The organism is Dokdonia donghaensis DSW-1 (genome assembly GCF_001653755.1).
GTDB classification, from domain to species: Bacteria; Bacteroidota; Bacteroidia; order Flavobacteriales; family Flavobacteriaceae; genus Dokdonia; species Dokdonia donghaensis.
Genome location: NZ_CP015125.1, coordinates 3,108,856 through 3,125,240, shown reverse-complemented (window position 1 = coordinate 3,125,240; position 16,385 = coordinate 3,108,856). Strand labels below are relative to the sequence as shown.

Annotated in this window: 19 protein-coding genes; 7 read left to right on the top strand and 12 right to left on the bottom strand. The window is 39.5% G+C overall.

The genetic code is table 11. From position 1 onward, the window contains the following. Positions 1–13 precede the first annotated feature (13 nt). Genes I597_RS13750 through I597_RS13735 form a run of 4 tightly spaced genes read right to left on the bottom strand, consistent with a single transcriptional unit; the run spans position 14 to position 3,997 of the window. Positions 14–2,080 (bottom strand): flotillin family protein, encoded by a 2,067-nt coding sequence (locus I597_RS13750; protein WP_035325258.1) that lies wholly within the window; start codon positions 2,078–2,080, stop codon positions 14–16. 54 nt (positions 2,081–2,134) lie between these two features. Beyond that, positions 2,135–2,848, bottom strand: coding sequence for a hypothetical protein (locus I597_RS13745; RefSeq protein ID WP_021778392.1), 714 nt, complete (start codon positions 2,846–2,848; stop codon positions 2,135–2,137). A 28-nt stretch (positions 2,849–2,876) separates the two neighbouring features. Further along, on the bottom strand, positions 2,877–3,590 hold the full coding sequence (locus I597_RS13740; RefSeq protein WP_035325257.1) for a PspA/IM30 family protein: 714 nt from the start codon (positions 3,588–3,590) through the stop codon (positions 2,877–2,879). A gap of 11 nt (positions 3,591–3,601) precedes the next feature. Next, positions 3,602–3,997 (bottom strand): CesT family type III secretion system chaperone, encoded by a 396-nt coding sequence (locus I597_RS13735; RefSeq protein ID WP_035325256.1) that lies wholly within the window; start codon positions 3,995–3,997, stop codon positions 3,602–3,604. A gap of 266 nt (positions 3,998–4,263) precedes the next feature. Between I597_RS13735 and I597_RS13730 the strand changes: the two genes are divergently transcribed. Beyond that, a complete protein-coding gene (locus tag I597_RS13730; protein ID WP_035325255.1) occupies positions 4,264–5,019 on the top strand; it encodes a helix-turn-helix domain-containing protein in 756 nt (251 codons plus the stop codon). An 80-nt stretch (positions 5,020–5,099) separates the two neighbouring features. On the opposite strand, the gene I597_RS13725 is transcribed toward I597_RS13730, so the two are convergent. The 5 genes from I597_RS13725 to I597_RS13705 form a co-directional block, all read right to left on the bottom strand. Continuing rightward, entirely contained in the window at positions 5,100–5,837 is a 738-nt protein-coding gene (locus I597_RS13725; protein ID WP_035325254.1) for a head GIN domain-containing protein, read from the bottom strand. A 139-nt stretch (positions 5,838–5,976) separates the two neighbouring features. Further along, positions 5,977–6,369, bottom strand: coding sequence for a nuclear transport factor 2 family protein (locus tag I597_RS13720; protein ID WP_236884374.1), 393 nt, complete (start codon positions 6,367–6,369; stop codon positions 5,977–5,979). Positions 6,370–6,429: 60 nt separating this feature from the next. Further along, the gene (locus I597_RS13715) at positions 6,430–8,226 is read right to left on the bottom strand and encodes a PspC domain-containing protein (protein ID WP_052111756.1); all 1,797 of its coding nucleotides are present in this window, start codon (positions 8,224–8,226) and stop codon (positions 6,430–6,432) included. After that, positions 8,223–8,564 (bottom strand): PadR family transcriptional regulator, encoded by a 342-nt coding sequence (locus tag I597_RS13710; protein ID WP_021778399.1) that lies wholly within the window; start codon positions 8,562–8,564, stop codon positions 8,223–8,225. The genes I597_RS13715 and I597_RS13710 overlap by 4 nt, the downstream gene beginning before the upstream one ends. 112 nt (positions 8,565–8,676) lie before the next feature. Then, the gene (locus tag I597_RS13705; protein WP_052111754.1) at positions 8,677–9,207 is read right to left on the bottom strand and encodes a DUF4870 domain-containing protein; all 531 of its coding nucleotides are present in this window, start codon (positions 9,205–9,207) and stop codon (positions 8,677–8,679) included. A 143-nt stretch (positions 9,208–9,350) separates the two neighbouring features. Here I597_RS13705 and I597_RS13700 point away from each other — a divergent pair, with 143 nt between their 5' ends. Next, positions 9,351–9,815 carry a DUF4442 domain-containing protein gene (locus I597_RS13700; protein ID WP_035325252.1) on the top strand — a complete coding sequence of 155 codons (465 nt, stop codon included), beginning with the start codon at positions 9,351–9,353 and terminating at the stop codon, positions 9,813–9,815. 131 nt (positions 9,816–9,946) lie between these two features. Beyond that, positions 9,947–11,122 (top strand): GlmU family protein, encoded by a 1,176-nt coding sequence (locus tag I597_RS13695; RefSeq protein ID WP_035325251.1) that lies wholly within the window; start codon positions 9,947–9,949, stop codon positions 11,120–11,122. A gap of 14 nt (positions 11,123–11,136) precedes the next feature. On the opposite strand, the gene I597_RS13690 is transcribed toward I597_RS13695, so the two are convergent. The 3 genes from I597_RS13690 to ribD form a co-directional block, all read right to left on the bottom strand. Beyond that, positions 11,137–11,445 carry a hypothetical protein gene (locus I597_RS13690; protein WP_035325250.1) on the bottom strand — a complete coding sequence of 103 codons (309 nt, stop codon included), beginning with the start codon at positions 11,443–11,445 and terminating at the stop codon, positions 11,137–11,139. Positions 11,446–11,631: 186 nt separating this feature from the next. Continuing rightward, the gene (locus I597_RS13685; protein ID WP_035325249.1) at positions 11,632–12,501 is read right to left on the bottom strand and encodes a DMT family transporter; all 870 of its coding nucleotides are present in this window, start codon (positions 12,499–12,501) and stop codon (positions 11,632–11,634) included. Then, positions 12,498–13,499, bottom strand: a complete 1,002-nt coding sequence (gene ribD, locus I597_RS13680; protein ID WP_081964977.1) for a bifunctional diaminohydroxyphosphoribosylaminopyrimidine deaminase/5-amino-6-(5-phosphoribosylamino)uracil reductase RibD — start codon at positions 13,497–13,499, stop codon at positions 12,498–12,500. The genes I597_RS13685 and ribD overlap by 4 nt, the downstream gene beginning before the upstream one ends. 26 nt (positions 13,500–13,525) lie before the next feature. Here ribD and I597_RS13675 point away from each other — a divergent pair, with 26 nt between their 5' ends. From I597_RS13675 to aqpZ, 4 genes are all read left to right on the top strand, one after another. After that, complete coding sequence (locus tag I597_RS13675) at positions 13,526–14,011, top strand: GNAT family N-acetyltransferase (RefSeq protein ID WP_035325247.1); 486 nt, start codon at positions 13,526–13,528, stop codon at positions 14,009–14,011. Continuing rightward, a complete protein-coding gene (gene prmC, locus I597_RS13670) occupies positions 14,008–14,877 on the top strand; it encodes a peptide chain release factor N(5)-glutamine methyltransferase (RefSeq protein WP_035325245.1) in 870 nt (289 codons plus the stop codon). Before I597_RS13675 ends, prmC begins: the two co-directional genes overlap by 4 nt. Before the next feature lie 52 nt (positions 14,878–14,929). Further along, positions 14,930–15,526 carry an LOG family protein gene (locus I597_RS13665; protein WP_035325243.1) on the top strand — a complete coding sequence of 199 codons (597 nt, stop codon included), beginning with the start codon at positions 14,930–14,932 and terminating at the stop codon, positions 15,524–15,526. A 146-nt stretch (positions 15,527–15,672) separates the two neighbouring features. Then, the gene (gene aqpZ, locus I597_RS13660) at positions 15,673–16,374 is read left to right on the top strand and encodes an aquaporin Z (RefSeq protein ID WP_021778408.1); all 702 of its coding nucleotides are present in this window, start codon (positions 15,673–15,675) and stop codon (positions 16,372–16,374) included. The last annotated feature ends 11 nt before the right edge of the window (positions 16,375–16,385 follow it).

Sequence of the window (16,385 nt, the reverse complement as noted above, 5' to 3'; positions counted from 1 at the left end):
TGTTTACTGAGTTTTATTTCAGTTTCTTATCAGATAATCCTAATCCTTTTGCAAGGTTAAATAGGTTGCTGAATAAGGTTTGCTCACTGCTGTCTGAAGATTTAGATTTTAAATCCATCAGTAAGTTTGCAATGGTCACATTTTTAAGATCTTCAGAAGAGATGCCGTACTTATCTGCAAATTCTTTTACTTTTTCAAGCAAGTTTCCTTTTACATCATCACTACCTAAAATGGCATCTTTTACTTCGGTTACCGTTTCTGAGTGGTGTACGAGTCTGTCATAACCTTTGGCCTTTGTAATTTGCCCTATAATCTGGTCAAAGAACATTGTCTCACCACCTACAATATCAATATTTGCAGCCTTAAGAGCATCGCCTATAACCTGTGCTTGGGCATCTGCAATATCTTTCTGGATATTAATCTCTGCAAGATCTACCTGAAGTTCTTTATCAAGACGTAGTTTAAACTCTTCGTGTTCTTTACCTACACCGTCAAGTTTCTTCATAGCATTTGCCTTCTCTTCAATACCTGCAGCATCTGCAAGGGCTTTTTCTTTAATCACATCTGCCTCTGCAAGACCATCCTTACGTTTTGCTTCAGCTTTTGCTTCAATTCCGGCAGCTTCTGCAAGTGCCTTTTTCTCGATAACGGTTGCCTCAACAATACCTTGACGCTCATTTGCATCTGCCTTAGCGTGCATTACTTGTGCCTCAGACATACCCACGGTTGCTTCTTCCTTAGCTTGTGCTTCGGCAAGAATTTTACGTGCTTCTGCTTCTTTTTCACTTGCTTCCTTATGCGCTAGTGCTTCGATATTAATCTCTTCGGCTTTTTGTTTTGCTGCTTCTTTTGATGCTTCGGCTGCTTTTATGGTCTTAATAAGATCTTCTTGAGCCGCTGCCTCTGCATTTGTGATTGCTACTTGCTTAGAACGGTCTGCAGTTTTAAAAGCCTCAATATCTTTCATATTTTCTTGCTCCTCTACCACACCTTTCTCGAGCATTACGCGGTCGCGTATCACATCTTGAATGTTCTTTTTCTCAACTTCAACAACTTTTTCTTTTTCAATTTGAGCTAGTGTCACTACGCGCTCTCTCTCGGTAAGTTCTAGCATACGGTCTTTCTCCACACGCTCTGTCTCCACCTTGTCTGTACGTTGCTTGTTTTTCTCAGCTACGATGATCTGGCGTTGCATATTCTCTTCGGCTACTTTTACTTTTTCTTCGGTAGCAATGCGAGCGGTTTCAGACTTGAGACGCTCTTCTTCGGCAACTTTAAGAATCTCTGCCTCTTCACGAGATTTTATGTTTGAGATCTCACGTTTTTGCTGTTCTTCTTTTTCGGCGAGTTGCTTATCTAGTTCTAGTATCGCCTCGCGAGCCTCTACATCTTGCTTGCGTATAACTTTCTCCTCATCACGTTTAATAAGGTTTGCTTTGATGTTTTGTGCAGCTGTAAGATCTGTGATTTTCTTAATACCTTCTGCATCAAGTATGTTATCTGCCTTAAGATGTGTGACTGCAGTTTGCTCTAGGTAATCTATCGCACAATCTTCAAGAGTATACCCATTAAGATCTGTACCTATAATGTCTACAATCTCATCGCGAAACTCACGACGAGCCTCATAAAGCTGTATAAAGTCAAACTTTTTACCCACGGTTTTAAGCGCTTCAGAAAATTTTGCTTCAAAAAGGTCTTCAAGTGTTTCTTGACGTGATGCACGTTGCACACCTATAGTTTGCGCCACTTTTTTAATGTACTCAACTTCATTATTTACACGCACAAAGAAGGCTACCTTGATATCTGCACGCATATTGTCTTTACAGATAAGACCTTCGGTCGCTAGACGTTCGATTTGAATTTTCTTTACAGAAATATCCATTACTTCTACCCGGTGAAAGACAGGAACCACATAGAGCCCTTTATCTGTCGCTACTTTTGTTCCGCCAAAACCTGTACGAACCAAGGCTTGACCTTGATGTACCTTTTTGTAGAACATCGCAATGATGAGGAAGTAAATAACAATGAGTGCCACAATGCCTACAACGAGGGCGATGGCGATAGATGGTAGGTTTTCCATAAAATTGATGATTTTTGTTTTTGGTTGATTATGAATGTGCGTTTACACGCTTAATTAATATTTACTGACTAAAAAGTAATTTTTATCTGGTGACTGTTTGATGATGAGTACGCTTTCGCGAAAGCGTATTTCTGACCCATCTAGTGATTTTACATAAATACTCATCGGGTTACCATCTGCTAGTACCTCTGCGTTACCCATTTTATCTCCAGAAATGGTAGATAGCAACACGGCGTCACGACCTAGAAAGTCTGTAGCTTTATCACCATCTTTATTCAAGTTTTTAAAAAATGACTTAAATGGAGTGGTAAATATCTTAGTAAGGAACAAAGCAGGGATCATACAGCTCAACATAAGTATGTAACCAAAACTAGTTGCATAGCTACCAGTAATACTTGTGGTTACTAGGGTACAAAGCCACCATAAAAATACCCATACCGTAAAGGTGAACATAAATGGAAGACCTACAAAGTTGAAGTAAATTAAAAATACTTGCCACCACTTAAGTGGTTTACGTCTTTTATTTACAACGTGTGACCTGTCTACCTCTGCACTTGAGACATCTTCAAAATCCATACTGCCAGAGTCTACGGTGTTGATGTCAAAATCTGCATCTACATCTACATCGAGATCTATGTCGATGTCCATATCGTAGTCAAAATCAATACCGCTCACCGAGGTAAGTACCCAGTAAATGATCAAGAGTATCAATAAGACGCTCAAGATGATATTAACTTCTGAAAATATGAGATTTATAAAGTTGTCCAATGGTTGATGGTTTTAAGGTTTATGATGGCTAGGCGTTGTCTTTACCTAGCCCTAATTGTTCTTTAAGTTTTGCAAGCTCGTCATCTACTTTCTCCTCGCTAGTATCTGCAGCAGCGTTTATCTCATCATCTATACTTTTATTAGTATCTGCAATGTCTCCATAAGCCTCTGCAAGAGCTTCTTCTTGCGCTACTTTTTCTTTCATTCGTTCTAGCATACTCACGGTGCCTGTACTATCTAGTGCAGCCATTTGCTTGTTTACATTCTTTGTAGCATCGCTCACTTTTACACGTGCCTTGAGTGTTTTAAGCTCGTTCTCCCAGTTGCTTATGTTATCTTTAATAGTCTGGATAGTACCTTGTAGTTGAGCTACATTCCCTTCAAATTTTGAAGTATCCTCACCAGCACGAGTGGCGTGTGACTGTGCTTCTTCTTTTTTGGCAAGGGCTTCTTTTGCTAGTCTGTCTGCATCTGTTGCATCCATAGATCCTGCGTGTGCTTTTTTAAGAATAGCGATGGCTTTGCTCTCGTAGTCTTTTGCTTTTGCATCGTGCTCGTCACGCTCGTTTTTTGCGCGTATGGCCATTGCTTTTACTTGCGCCATTGCTTCTACACTTTTGGCTAGATCTTCTTTCATATCTCGTATGCCTTGCTCTGTCATCTTGATAGGATCTTCCATATTATCTATAGATGCATTTGCCTCTGCTTGTCCTATTTTAAAAAGTCGTTTAAATATGTTCATAATGTCGTTTTTTAATATTTTGAAAATTCTATAATCTGTTCTGAGTACTCACTCATAAGTAAACTCAGGGAGTTCAAGCTACCCTCTAGCTCGTTGAGGTCAAGATTTTCTATCTGTAGGGTATCTCTAAAGATGACCTTTTTACCAGTATCATCTAGTACAAAAGCGCCGTGTATGATATCTCGGTTTTTTTGCAGCAGACTTTTAAAAATCTTTTCTGACTGGTTATTGATGGTAAAAATAAATTGCTCGATAATTAGAATAGGAGGAGCAATGCCCAGAATTAGGTTTTTGATACCTGAGTTTTCCTTCTGTACAACCATAATACCATCTGCCGTATTTTCTGTAGTGATATTAAAGTTGAGTTCTAATAAAAAATCTCGAATAATTGTAAAGTGGTTCTTCATAAAGAGTGTCAATGTTGTGTTCCAATACATTGGAAGGTTAATAATACGAAAACTTGTCTCTGTAAATACCCAATTGTTTATAAGTGGCTCAGGATGTAAATAATTAAAGTGGTCATAATGTTTGATTTTTGATTGATGAATGTTTGATGATGCTATTACGCTTTTGCGAAAAAGCTAAATAAATTAGCATAAGTGAATTCTTTTCGCTAAAATTGTTAGGTAAATATACGAACAATTTTGTCATTTGCAAATAAAATTAGCAAAATATGTCATTCTTTGGTAAAAACATTCGAAAAATAAGAACCGTAAAGACGCTTAGTCAGCAGTCGTTTGCAGAGCTCTTTGACCTGAAAAGAGGGACGTTAGGGGCTTATGAGGAGGGTAGGAGTGAACCTAAAATAGATACGATAATTAAAATTGCTAATTATTTTAGCATTCCTATAGATGACTTGCTCACAAAAGAGCTTACTGTAAATAGTTTGCTCAAATTTAAAGCAGACCTTACTACAGATCACGAGCAGATTACAAAGGAAACCTTTGCTACAATACCTTGCATCACACCAAAAAACACAAATGACTATCTATTATATAATGACAGGGAAGCTTTTGTAGCAGATATGCCTGTGTTACAACTACCCGTAAATCCAGAAAAAGATTTCAGAGCCTTTACGGTAGATAACTTGGAGATGAGTAGTAATGACAAAGGACTCTTCCCAAAAGATATAGTAATAGGTGAGCACATCCCAAAAAACGTTTATAAAAAGCTCAATAATGGACATCTCATTCTAGCCGTTTTTAATGATAGACTAGTATTAAGACGTTGCTATCTCTCTGGAAATACTATTACCCTAAGAGCAGATCATAAAAATATAGACGACCTAGAGTTTCCTATAAAAGAAATTAAAGAACTCTGGCGCATACGCTACGTCTTCTATCACAGAGTGCCAGAACTGGCAGATGGACTAGAAGAAAAGATGGCACTGCTAGAAGCCCAGTTTATGAAAATAAAGGCTGGATTATAACTCTTGACTATTATACAAAGAAAAATGCTCGATAGTATCGAGCATTTTTTGTGTTGATTGATTGATGTTATTTATTGTAATTATTCTTTGCTTCTTATAACCCCACCAGAGTAGCTTTTTTTAGGCTTATCCACATTTCTTGGGCTACCGTAGTAATTTATGATTCCTCCAGAAGAGGCCTCCGCCTTAAGATCTTGAGAAGCGTAAACGTCCATCACGCCTCCAGATGAAGCATCTGCCTTTGCACTCACAGATTTGAGTTTACTTATTCTTGCTACACCACCACTAGAAACCGAAGCATCTAGTCGCTCTGCACTACCAGAGATACGTGCCACGCCACCGCTACTTACATCTGTCTCTACATTTTTTGCAGAAACTTGTACGCGCATTGTCCCTCCAGAAGATGCGTCAAATTCAATATCATCTCCAGTAAGTGTTTCCTTTGTAGTGAGACTTGCACCACTATTTACGCTCACATCAGTAAGATTTTCTGAGTAGGTTACAAACACCTTTTTTGAGGTAGCACTTTTGATATTGTCTTCGCAGTATATTTTAAGCTTCCCGTCTTTCACATAAATTTCGGCAGCGTCTACTAGGTTTTGGTCTGCTTCCAGTATTACGCCGTTTGTACTTCCTTTTTCTAAAAATACTTCCCAGCCATTTCCAGCGACTACTTCGTCAAAGTCTTCTGTGATGTTCAGATCTTCTGTAACTACATTTCCGTCGCCGTGTATTTGCCCTAGATTAATGTCAAACTGACAAGAGGTGACGAGTACAGCAGTAAGGATTCCTAAAATTGTTTTGATGAGCGTTGTCATAATGATTGGATTTTTGGTGATTGGTTCGTTTGTTTGATTGATTGTTTTTGATTGATGATGTAAAGATGTAGCTAAGTCCGCTTTCGCGAAAGCGTAACCTACCCAACTGTAGTAATTTATGACTGAGTTGTATAGATTGCTAGTGCAAGCTTATCACCCGTGTGATTTTCCAGCCTTTTGGGGTGTCTTTTAATATGGTAATAAACTTAGATGGTTCTGAATGGCTGTCTTCTACTAGGTTATGAAAACTATGTTTTCCTAATGATACCGCGCCAAAACCCGCTATCTCGTGTACCTCAAAGGTGCCTGGAGTAAGTGTTCTCTGTACTTTATTACAAATATTCTCCTTGAGAGCCTTCATATACTCTGTTTTGCTAGTAGAAAGTCCACCCTTGTCGTGATAAAACTCAAGATCTTCTGAGATGAGCGCTTCGTGAGTTGCGAGATCACAATTATTATATGAGCCAAAAAGAGCACTGTCTATAGCAAGAATTTCTTTATAAAGTTTACTATCCTCAGACACCTGCGCCACTCCGATCAAGGGGAGCAGCAACAGGATCCAAAGAAGATTGGTTGGGTTTTTCATAGTAGGTTAGTTATTTCGTAGCACGTCTGTGTCAGGAGTGTCTGGTGGTGTAGGAGCTTGGGGTGCTTCTGGCTCACGATCCCATTCTGGAGCATTTTCTCCTTCTTCATAACTGCGTTCTTCCCAAGAATCATTACCAGATTGCTCCCAAGAGTTATCATCATCATTGTAATCATAACTGCGATCTTCTGGACAGCCGTCACAAAGAAGCTTGCCATTACCCACGGTAAGGTATTGCTCTTCTGTTCCATTATCTAGTATGTCACGGTATCTACTATCATTGCGGTGGTATGAGTACGTATTATCATCTGCAATGAGGGTAGTTCCTTCTGGAAGGTATACAATCACTTGTACCTCGCGATCATTCCAGTGGCCATATGATTTTTGAGTAGGTGAGGTAAGAAAGCCATCTAGTGATAAAACACCGTCTTCTAGTTTAAAATCATACTGTATAGATGAGGCTAGCTCACGTGCTTCTTCATACGTGAAGTTATCTGCTCGTTTTTCTATCTGGATGTAGCCATTACTATCTTTAGTACTTCTCACAATAAGACGTACGTCACGCTCTATAGTCACATTTTCTGTATCACTCTTAATTGTCCTCATAAATCCAGTAGATCGCCCAAAAGGAATCTCATAACGATCACTCTCTCGCATCTGTATGCGCAGCGTGTCACTTGCCGTTATCGCAAGCTCTGTGCGCTCTACTACTTTACCAGTTTCTGTGTTAGAATACTTAATAGCTTCTTTTACAGAAAATACGCCTATTACTATCGCAGAGACAAGCCATAGACCAAAGAGGCTAAGCTTTGCACTCACCGGCATAGATTTTAAGTTAGAAGAAACAATCTTAAGTCCTAAATAAAATAGGAAGAAGAAAGGTATTCCAACTGCAAATAACGTGAGAAGAAGTACAAGCCAGATAGGCAGTCCTGTCTCATTATTTACCCACGGTAAATCGGCTAGATTAGGGGTGAAAATATCTACTACACCACCAGTTAAGAAGGTGATAAGTAATGAGATAACTACGGTAGCTCCAGTTATAATAAGGAGTACCCCTATAATCTTTGCAAGGACTTTAAAGAAAAACATAATAATCTTACCAATGGTCCCGAAAAAACCTTGAGCTCCTGTTTTTACTTTATTGCCATACTTATCATAATCTACACTCTTTACGGTGTCAGCCACATTTTCAAATCCTTCTTTTACTTTTTCTGTGATATTGTCAATGTTAACTGCCTTTCCCCGCATTGCGAGTTTATCTGCCGTGGTTTGTGCCTCTGGCACAAAAACCCATAGGGCAAGATAGATAAGTGCAGTACCTCCTAGTGTAAACCAAGTAAGCGCTATAAGTAACACCCAGCCTATACGTACCCATAAAGGATCTATACCCAGATAGTGCCCCATACCGCTAGATACACCGCCTATGTAAGCGTTATCTGTATCTCTGTAAAAACGGCGTTGTGCGATACGTGGTGCTTGTTTTGACTTTTTTGAGGAGTTGCTGCTAGCTGCAGGCTCATCTTCAAAAATATCGTCATCTACCATATAGTCTTCTGGTTGTCCCATTACAGCAATCACCTCGTCTAGCTCTTGTGAGCCTATTACCTGGCGCTCGTCTTTAATACGCTCAGAAAATAGCTCAGAGATACGAGCTTCTATATCTGCTATAATTTCATCTTCACCTTGCATACCTTCAAAAGAACGTTTGATGGCAGCGAGATATCTCTGTAATTTACCGTAAGCATCCTCATCTATATGAAAAAATACTCCTGCTAAATTTATATTAACTGTCTTGTTCATTTTTTTGTGGTTTTAGTGGATGTAACTACGGCTACTGCTGTCTGTAACTCATCCCAAGTGGTTGAGAGTTCTTTTAAAAATATCTTACCCGTTTCGGTAAGTCCATAATATTTACGTGGTGGACCACTGGTAGATTCTTCCCAGCGATAGTTGAGTAAACCAGCGTTTTTAAGTCTAGTGAGAAGCGGGTAAATTGTACCCTCTACCACCAGCAACTTGGCGTCTTTAAGCGTGCCTAAGATCTCTGCTACATATGCATCTTCGTCTTTTAATACAGAGAGGATACAGTATTCTAGCACGCCTTTTCGCATTTGCGCTTTGGTGTTTTCAATCTTCATAGATTTCCATTTTTAAATACATTAAACTGTTCGTTTTGGTCCTGATTTGGGTCAGGTGATTGATTAATTGTTGTTACGCTTTCGCGAAAGCGTACATAGTCATACCACTACATTATATAGTAGGTTGCTCTTGAGTTGATGAGTCCTCTTGAGTATCTGGGGTCTCTGCTACGGCAGAAGCTTTGATAAAATTTATAAGAAGCGGAAACTTGTAAATGCCTCCTTGTGATGCCTGCACTGCTGCCGAAATTACTGTGATAATCTCTATAAGAAATAATCCTATAGCCAGCACACCTACCACAATGGCAGTGATGAGAAAACCACCTAGATCTGCAAAGTCACTAGGGTCATTTATGTAACCATTGTTAAGCAAGCTAGCGCTTCCCTCACCAGCACTTACTATAAAGTAAATAAAGAACGGAATGCTTATTACCGCCAGCGCAATAAAATATAAAAGTATACTGAGCTGAAAGTTTATGGCATCTCTACCGTGCTTGTCTATAAATAAAGAGTTGCGCTTTTGCGCGCTCCATAAAATGAGCGGCGCAATAAAATTTCCAAAAGGAAAAAGGTATTTACAGAAGGTAGAAAGGTGTATTAATGTTCCTACATTTTTGTGATGTGTGGGTATGCTAGTTTCCATAGTCTATTAATGTCTTATGCAAATATATGTCTAAAAAAAGGTACTTTGTTACGCATAGTACTAAATATTAACATTTATTTAAGATATTAATATGCACGCATAGTATTAATAAATATTGTTACTTTTGTCTAAAAGCAATAGATATGTCCTTTCCTACACCTAGTAAATTCAATACGTTCACAATGTTTAAGCTACCCTCTGCGTGGCTTACGGGAGTGCGTGTTAAGTCATTATCACCAGAGTCTTGTACAACCACAGTAAAACATCGCTGGATTAATCAAAATCCTTTTAATAGTATGTTTTGGGCAGTACAGGGTATGGCTGCAGAGCTTGCTACAGGAGCACTTGTTATTGCACACATACAAAAGAGTGGAAAAAAAATATCGATGCTTGTGGCAAATAATAATGCCACTTTTACAAAAAAAGCAACGGGCAGAATACACTTTGTGTGTGATAATGGCCCTCAGATTAAAGAGGCTATAGATAAAGCCGTTGCTACTGGTGAGGGTCAAACCTGCTGGATGAAAGCTGTAGGGACAAACAAAGACGGTGTGCGGGTTTCTGAGTTTAACTTTGAGTGGACGATTCTTGTAAAAAAGAAGAAGTAAGACACAGTTGTACTAGTGTGTATTCTTTATAACTAGATACATTTCTTTATCTAAGAGTCTTTACATTTGCGGTATAAGTCAATGCTCATTTTTGCAATCGATTTTTTACAACAGACTAACAGTACTTAGAGATGAACTATATCCTTTTTGACGGTAACGTACGCAATCAACTTTTACCTTTTACTTATACAAAACCCGTAGCAGACTTGCGCATAGGGATACTTACCATACGTGAGAAATGGGAGTTTGTACTAGGTTCTACAACCTCTACCGTTACAGAAGAGTATCTCTCAGAAAGATGGCCTATGGTAGAGCTGGAGGTAAATGTGATGATTAATGCATCATATCTCCCTTCTCCTAATCTCACCCAGATTATTAAAGGCCTAGAACCACAACAAGCCATTTTTGATGGAGAAGAAATCATTGCCTTTTATGTAAGGGAGGGTGAAGAAGTAGATTTTGACACCTATGACTGTATACAATACACTGCTCCAGATATTCTTACGGTAGCCCATACTTGGGATATTTTTGCCAAAAACGGAGAAGCAATCACCAGAGATTTTGAGATGCTTACCGAAGATAGAGAGTCTCAAGACATTCCGGAGCACGTAATAGCAATAAATAAAGGTCAAATATTTATTGAGGAAGGAGCAACAGTTCACTACTCACATCTTAATGCGACAGATGGTCCTATTTATATAGGTAAAGATGCCCAGATTATGGAAGGTGCCCTCATAAGAGGACCTTTTGCAGTATGTGATCACGGAGCTGTGAAAATGGGCGCCAAAATTTATAGCGGCACCACTTTAGGTCCTCACTGTAAAGTAGGAGGAGAGGTGAATAACGCCGTGCTTATGGGGTACTCTTCAAAGGGTCACGATGGCTTTTTAGGGAATAGTGTGCTGGGAGAATGGTGTAACATAGGTGCAGATTCAAACAACTCAAACCTTAAAAATAATTATGCTCCCGTAAAGTTATGGGATTATGAGACAGGTCGCTTTGCAAATACAGGGCTACAGTTTTGTGGTCTTATGATGGGTGACCACTCTAAGTGTGGTATTAATACAATGTTTAATACCGGTACCGTAGTGGGTGTAGCTTCTAATATTTTTGGGAGTGGTTTTCCACGTAATTTTGTTCCTTCATTTTCTTGGGGAGGTGCTAGTGGATTTGTAACGCACAAAACAAATAAGGCCTACGAGACGGCAAAAATAGCAATGGCACGTCGTGACATAGAACTTACAGAACAAGACATCGCTATACTTGATCACGTTTTTGAAGAGACAAGGCAGTACCGTAGAGAGTAATTTGTGATTTGGTATTAATACTTATGAGGATTAAATCCATTTGTAAAAATGAGATCCCAAGGTATTACAGCTATCGCAAGCACCAATAGTATAAAGGCAATAATTGTCACGATTAGAACCTTACGTCTATAGCGTTTGTTATCTCTACGTATACGTTTACGTATTTCCATAAGTTGATCAAAAGACGCTTTTTTAGGATCTTCCCACTTTTCGTTTACAGTAGATACAAAAGATAGATCACCTCTCTTACGCTTTTGCTTAAGAAGGTTTCTATTGTTTTTTATTACTTGATTTGCTGCAAGAGCTGCTCCACCGAATCCCATATCATTTTCATTTTGGTTACATAGATATGTTGAGGTGTTTTGTAAAATGTTACAGAGCTTGTATGTTGTAATCCCTTTAATAACGGGGTTTTAGGGTGATATTTAAATAAACAAGGCTAGTGAAATTATAGGGCGAGGGTGGTTGAGTACGCTTTCGCGAAAGCGTAAAAAAAATATAATTATTTTCTAATTAAATAAACTTACTAGCAAAATACTCGCCACGGCAAGTGCAATACCTATCCAGTTTTTGAGGAGAAGTTTTTCCTTAAAAAACAAGATTCCTATAAAGGTACTTACCATCACAATAGCAACATTATTTATGGTAAAGAGTGTAGAGCTGTCAAATCTTGGGTCTCGCAGAGCCTGCACAAGCATATAGATAGAAAAATAGTTAGGTATACCCAGACAGACACCAGCCACAATATTTTTGAGCTTAAATGTAAATGTCTTAGTAATGATTTGATACCCTATAATTAAAAAGCCAATACAAGCAGCAGCGCCAAAGATAGTTGCACTAAAGATAGGTACATCTCCATCACTTACATAAGCACCCTCTATAAACTTAAGACTAGTATCTATCGCGCCACTACCTAAGAACACAAGAATTGGGAAGATGAGGTTTTCTTTCTTTATAGCAATTCCATCTTTTGCTTTTACAGAGGCGAGATAAACGGCTATTAAAGCCAGTATGATCCCAAGGCTCTTGTAGAGGCCTAGCGACTCGTTGTAATAGAAAACGCCAAAAAGTATGGGAATCCCTACACTCATTTTGGTCGCAACCGATACTACAGAGAGCCCACTCTTTTGTGTGGTGTATGCCATTAAGTTAAATACGATAATAAAGAGTACACCTAGCCCAGCTGATGCATAAAACCACTCCTGCTCTGGAATTTGTGCTAGTGTCGTACCGCCCTCATATAACAAGATGCCGCAAGTAAAGGCCACCACATAGTTTACGATAATGGCTTGCAAAGTATTTACTTCAAATTTTGAAAATAACTTGAAGATTACAAATATGAGACTGGAAGCCGCTATGCTTAGTAATAAGTAAATCAAGAGTCGCTGCGTGTGTAAGTATCTAACCTGTCACCTTGTATGTGTTGACTAGATTGTAGTGTAAATTGGCTTGTTTTTTTGGGAGCCTTTATACCTGCATTAAAGTTTGTAAGGCCTGTAAACACCCTCGCTTCATCCCATAAAGCTGTATCTATAAAGCCTTGTAGGGTAGCAGCGCCACCTTCTACAATAACAGATTGTATGTTATGCTCAAAAAGCTCTTTACAGATACTTTTTGGGTCACTGTCGTTGAGCACTATTGTAGGAGCTTCATTATTAAATATGTGTAGCTCCTTAGATAGGTTGCCTTGTGTGTCAATCACGATTCTAGTCGGGTTGCTGCCGTGCCAGTCACGTGTGGTAAGTGTAGGATTATCTTCTATAACGGTCTTGCCGCCCACTAAGATTCCCATCTCCTCGCTACGTAGTTTGTGCACTAGTTGTCTAGAGTGGGAGTTTGTAATCCACACCGGTTCTTGCTTATCTCTGGTAGCAGGAGCTATAAAACCATTTGCGGTTTCGGCCCATTTTAAAATTATAAATGGTCGCTTCTCATTGTGATAGGTGAAGAAGCGCTTGTTTACATCTTGACATTCTTTATCAAGCACACCTACGGTCACATCAACTCCAGCTTGCATCAGTTTTTTTATACCGGCGCCGGCGACTTTGGCAAAAGGGTCTATGGTGCCTATCACTACGCGTTTTATTCCTGAGTCTATAACGAGATCTGCACAAGGAGGGGTTTTTCCCCAGTGTGAGCAAGGTTCTAGCGAAACGTATAAGGTGGACTTTGCAATGAGTTCTGGGGTATTCGCTTTCGCGAAAGCGATACAATTTACCTCTGCGTGAGGACCGCCATATGCACTTGTATAACCTTCTGCAATAATCGTGTCATTATGCACGAGTACTGCTCCTACCGAGGGGTTAGGCATTGCTGCCGGAAGCCCATTTTTTGCCAGGGCAATACATCTTTTTATATAGGTGTTGTGTATCTTCACATCGCAAAAGTAAACGTTTAATAGTGATGAACAAACCAATCATTAGACCTATTCAAAAGGAAGATAATGCACAGGTTGCGGCCGTAGTGCGCAAGGTGCTGGTAGATATGGGCGCTCCAAAGGTAGGAACCGCTTATGCAGATGAGGCGCTAGATACTATGTATGAACATTACGACAGGCCTAAAGCTGCCTATTTTGTGGTAGAAGATAATGGTGCGGTAATAGGCTGTGCGGGCATCGCACAACTTGATAATTATGACGGTAATGTGTGCGAGTTGCAAAAGATGTATTTCTTAGAAGAAGCGCGAGGCAAGGGTCTAGGGTCGGCTATGATGAAGAAGTGCCTAGATACGGCTCGAGATTTTGGGTTTGAGCAATGCTATCTGGAGACGATGCCTTATATGGAGGCAGCACAAAAATTATACAAGCGCACCGGTTTTGACTATATAGATGGGCCTATGGGTAACACTGGTCACTTTTCGTGTCCCGTTCATATGCTTATTACATTATGAGTATAGACGATTTTCGCGCATATTTTAGGGAGCAACTGGCAGCACTTTATGAGCCAGAAGAGGTCGAGAACCTCTGTTTCTTAACGCTTGAGCACGTATTAAAAATGAATAGGGTTGAGATCTCGCTTTCGCGAAAGCAAAACATACACCCCTCACAACGTGTAGAGCTCGAAGAAATAACAGCTAGACTGTCTAAGAGTGAGCCTATACAATATATCACAGGTAGCTCGTCATTTTACGGGCTTGACTTTCAAGTAAATCCTGCTACGTTAATACCTAGACCAGAAACCGAAGAACTCGTTGCCTGGATTATAGATGATGTGGCGCAAGGTCTATTAAAAGGGGAAGCACAAGATATGCTACGTCTTTTAGACATAGGTACTGGTTCTGGCTGTATAGCCATTACGCTTGCAAAAAATATCAATAAAGCAACAGTAGAAGCGGTAGATATCTCTCAAAATGCGCTTGCCACAGCATATCAAAATGCTAAGGCAAATGGGGTGAAAGTAGACTTTTATAACCAGAATATTCTTGAGACGCAAGCGCTTGATGAGGTTTATAATGTTATCGTGAGCAATCCACCGTATGTGCGCGAGCAAGAAAAGGCAATGATGAGAGCAAACGTGCTGAGCAATGAGCCAGATAGTGCACTGTTTGTTTCAGATCAAGATCCTCTTATTTTTTACAGAAAGATTGGAGAGCTGGCCAGTAAAAGCTTAGCACCCGCAGGAGCTCTATATTTTGAGATTAATGAATATCTAGGTAGAGAGACTGTAGCGTTGTTAAAAGATATAGGCTTTACAGATGTTGTGCTTAGGAAAGATATGTTTGGTAAAGATAGGTCGATTAAGGCGTGTATGGCTTAAACCTAAGTGCGTTTGATTATTAAAAGAGACTGTTAGAAAAAAAAGAAATCGTATGAAGTTAGCATCTATTTGTGTGTACTGTGGTAGCAGTGCAGGAACTGATCCAGAGATTATAAACCAAGCCCGCTTGCTAGGAGCCACACTGGCAAAAAAGGATATGACACTCGTATATGGTGCTGCCAAAATAGGTGTGATGGGAGCAGTTGCTCAGGGAGCACTTGATGCAAATGGCAAAGTAATAGGAGTGATACCAGCATTTTTACAAATTAAAGAAGTGGTGCATACGGGACTTACAGAGCTTATCGTAAATGAGACGATGCACGAGCGCAAGATGAAGCTCCAAGAACTGTCTGACGGTTTTATCACGCTTCCTGGTGGTTTTGGAACGATGGAAGAACTCTTTGAGGTGCTTACTTGGAGCCAGCTAGCGTTGCATAAAAAGCCTGTGGGGATGCTCAATGTAAATGGCTTTTATGATGATCTTCTAAGTGCACTTAAAAATATGGTAGACAAAGGTTTTCTTAAACAAGAAAATTATGATATCCTTCTTGTAGATACTACTATTGATGGTCTTCTTAATCAGATGGAGAACTTTGAGCCTATGGCAATGCCTAAGTGGTTAAAAGCTTCGTTGTCTGAAAACGAGTAGTTTGACTGCGTTAGTTTACACGTAGTTTACTCTTAAGCGATGCAAAAGCGTTTTTTGTCTATTACTTGAGAGGTGTCTTTATTTTGTTTAAGCTTTTGTCTAAAAATGTCTAGTTTGTAGTAATTAACTAAAACAATTATTTACAAATGAACACAAAGAAAAAATTTTTTGCAGAAGGTTTGGGCACATTTGCCTTGGTTTTGTTTGGTTGTGGAGCGGCAACTATTGCTAGTGTCTCACAATCTGGTCCAGAAGGAATAGGACTCTTAGGTATCTCACTTGCTTTTGGATTTTCGGTAGTTGTGATGGCATATGCTATTGGTCCAATTTCTGGTTGTCATATTAATCCAGCTATCTCAATTGCAATGCTTGTTGCGGGTAAACTTAGCGCAAAAGATACGGTGGGGTATGTGATATCACAATGCATTGGAGCGATACTAGCTGCAGGGGTATTATATCTACTAGCCTCTGGAAGTGCTGGTTTTACTATGCCAGAGTGGGGCCTAGGTAGTAATGGCTGGGGTGAAGGCTATCTGGGTAATTATAATATGACATCTGCTCTCATTGCAGAGTTTGTATTTACATTTTTGTTTTTACTCGTGATTTTTGGAACAACGGCAAAAAATGCATCTCCTCTTATGGCAGGTCTAGCTATTGGAATTTCTTTAGCATTAATACATATGGTTGCAATCCCTATCACAGGTACATCAGTAAATCCTGCAAGAAGTTTGGGTCCTGCACTATTTGCTGGGGGTAAAGCGATGAGCCAGTTATGGTTATTTATTGTTACACCTATTGCAGGTGGTATTTGTGCTGCATTAGTTAGAAATCTATTTATAGAAGACTAACTTTTTATATA

Coding starts and splice junctions, on each gene's coding strand:
- I597_RS13750 (WP_035325258.1), bottom strand. CDS start 2,080: ATGGAAAACCTACCATCTATCGCCATCGCCCTCGTTGTAGGCATTGTG.
- I597_RS13740 (WP_035325257.1), bottom strand. CDS start 3,590: ATGAACATATTTAAACGACTTTTTAAAATAGGACAAGCAGAGGCAAAT.
- I597_RS13735 (WP_035325256.1), bottom strand. CDS start 3,997: ATGAAGAACCACTTTACAATTATTCGAGATTTTTTATTAGAACTCAAC.
- I597_RS13730 (WP_035325255.1), top strand. CDS start 4,264: ATGTCATTCTTTGGTAAAAACATTCGAAAAATAAGAACCGTAAAGACG.
- I597_RS13725 (WP_035325254.1), bottom strand. CDS start 5,837: ATGACAACGCTCATCAAAACAATTTTAGGAATCCTTACTGCTGTACTC.
- I597_RS13715 (WP_052111756.1), bottom strand. CDS start 8,226: ATGAACAAGACAGTTAATATAAATTTAGCAGGAGTATTTTTTCATATA.
- I597_RS13710 (WP_021778399.1), bottom strand. CDS start 8,564: ATGAAGATTGAAAACACCAAAGCGCAAATGCGAAAAGGCGTGCTAGAA.
- I597_RS13705 (WP_052111754.1), bottom strand. CDS start 9,207: ATGGAAACTAGCATACCCACACATCACAAAAATGTAGGAACATTAATA.
- I597_RS13700 (WP_035325252.1), top strand. CDS start 9,351: ATGTCCTTTCCTACACCTAGTAAATTCAATACGTTCACAATGTTTAAG.
- I597_RS13695 (WP_035325251.1), top strand. CDS start 9,947: ATGAACTATATCCTTTTTGACGGTAACGTACGCAATCAACTTTTACCT.
- I597_RS13690 (WP_035325250.1), bottom strand. CDS start 11,445: ATGGGATTCGGTGGAGCAGCTCTTGCAGCAAATCAAGTAATAAAAAAC.
- I597_RS13675 (WP_035325247.1), top strand. CDS start 13,526: ATGAACAAACCAATCATTAGACCTATTCAAAAGGAAGATAATGCACAG.
- prmC (WP_035325245.1), top strand. CDS start 14,008: ATGAGTATAGACGATTTTCGCGCATATTTTAGGGAGCAACTGGCAGCA.
- I597_RS13665 (WP_035325243.1), top strand. CDS start 14,930: ATGAAGTTAGCATCTATTTGTGTGTACTGTGGTAGCAGTGCAGGAACT.
- aqpZ (WP_021778408.1), top strand. CDS start 15,673: ATGAACACAAAGAAAAAATTTTTTGCAGAAGGTTTGGGCACATTTGCC.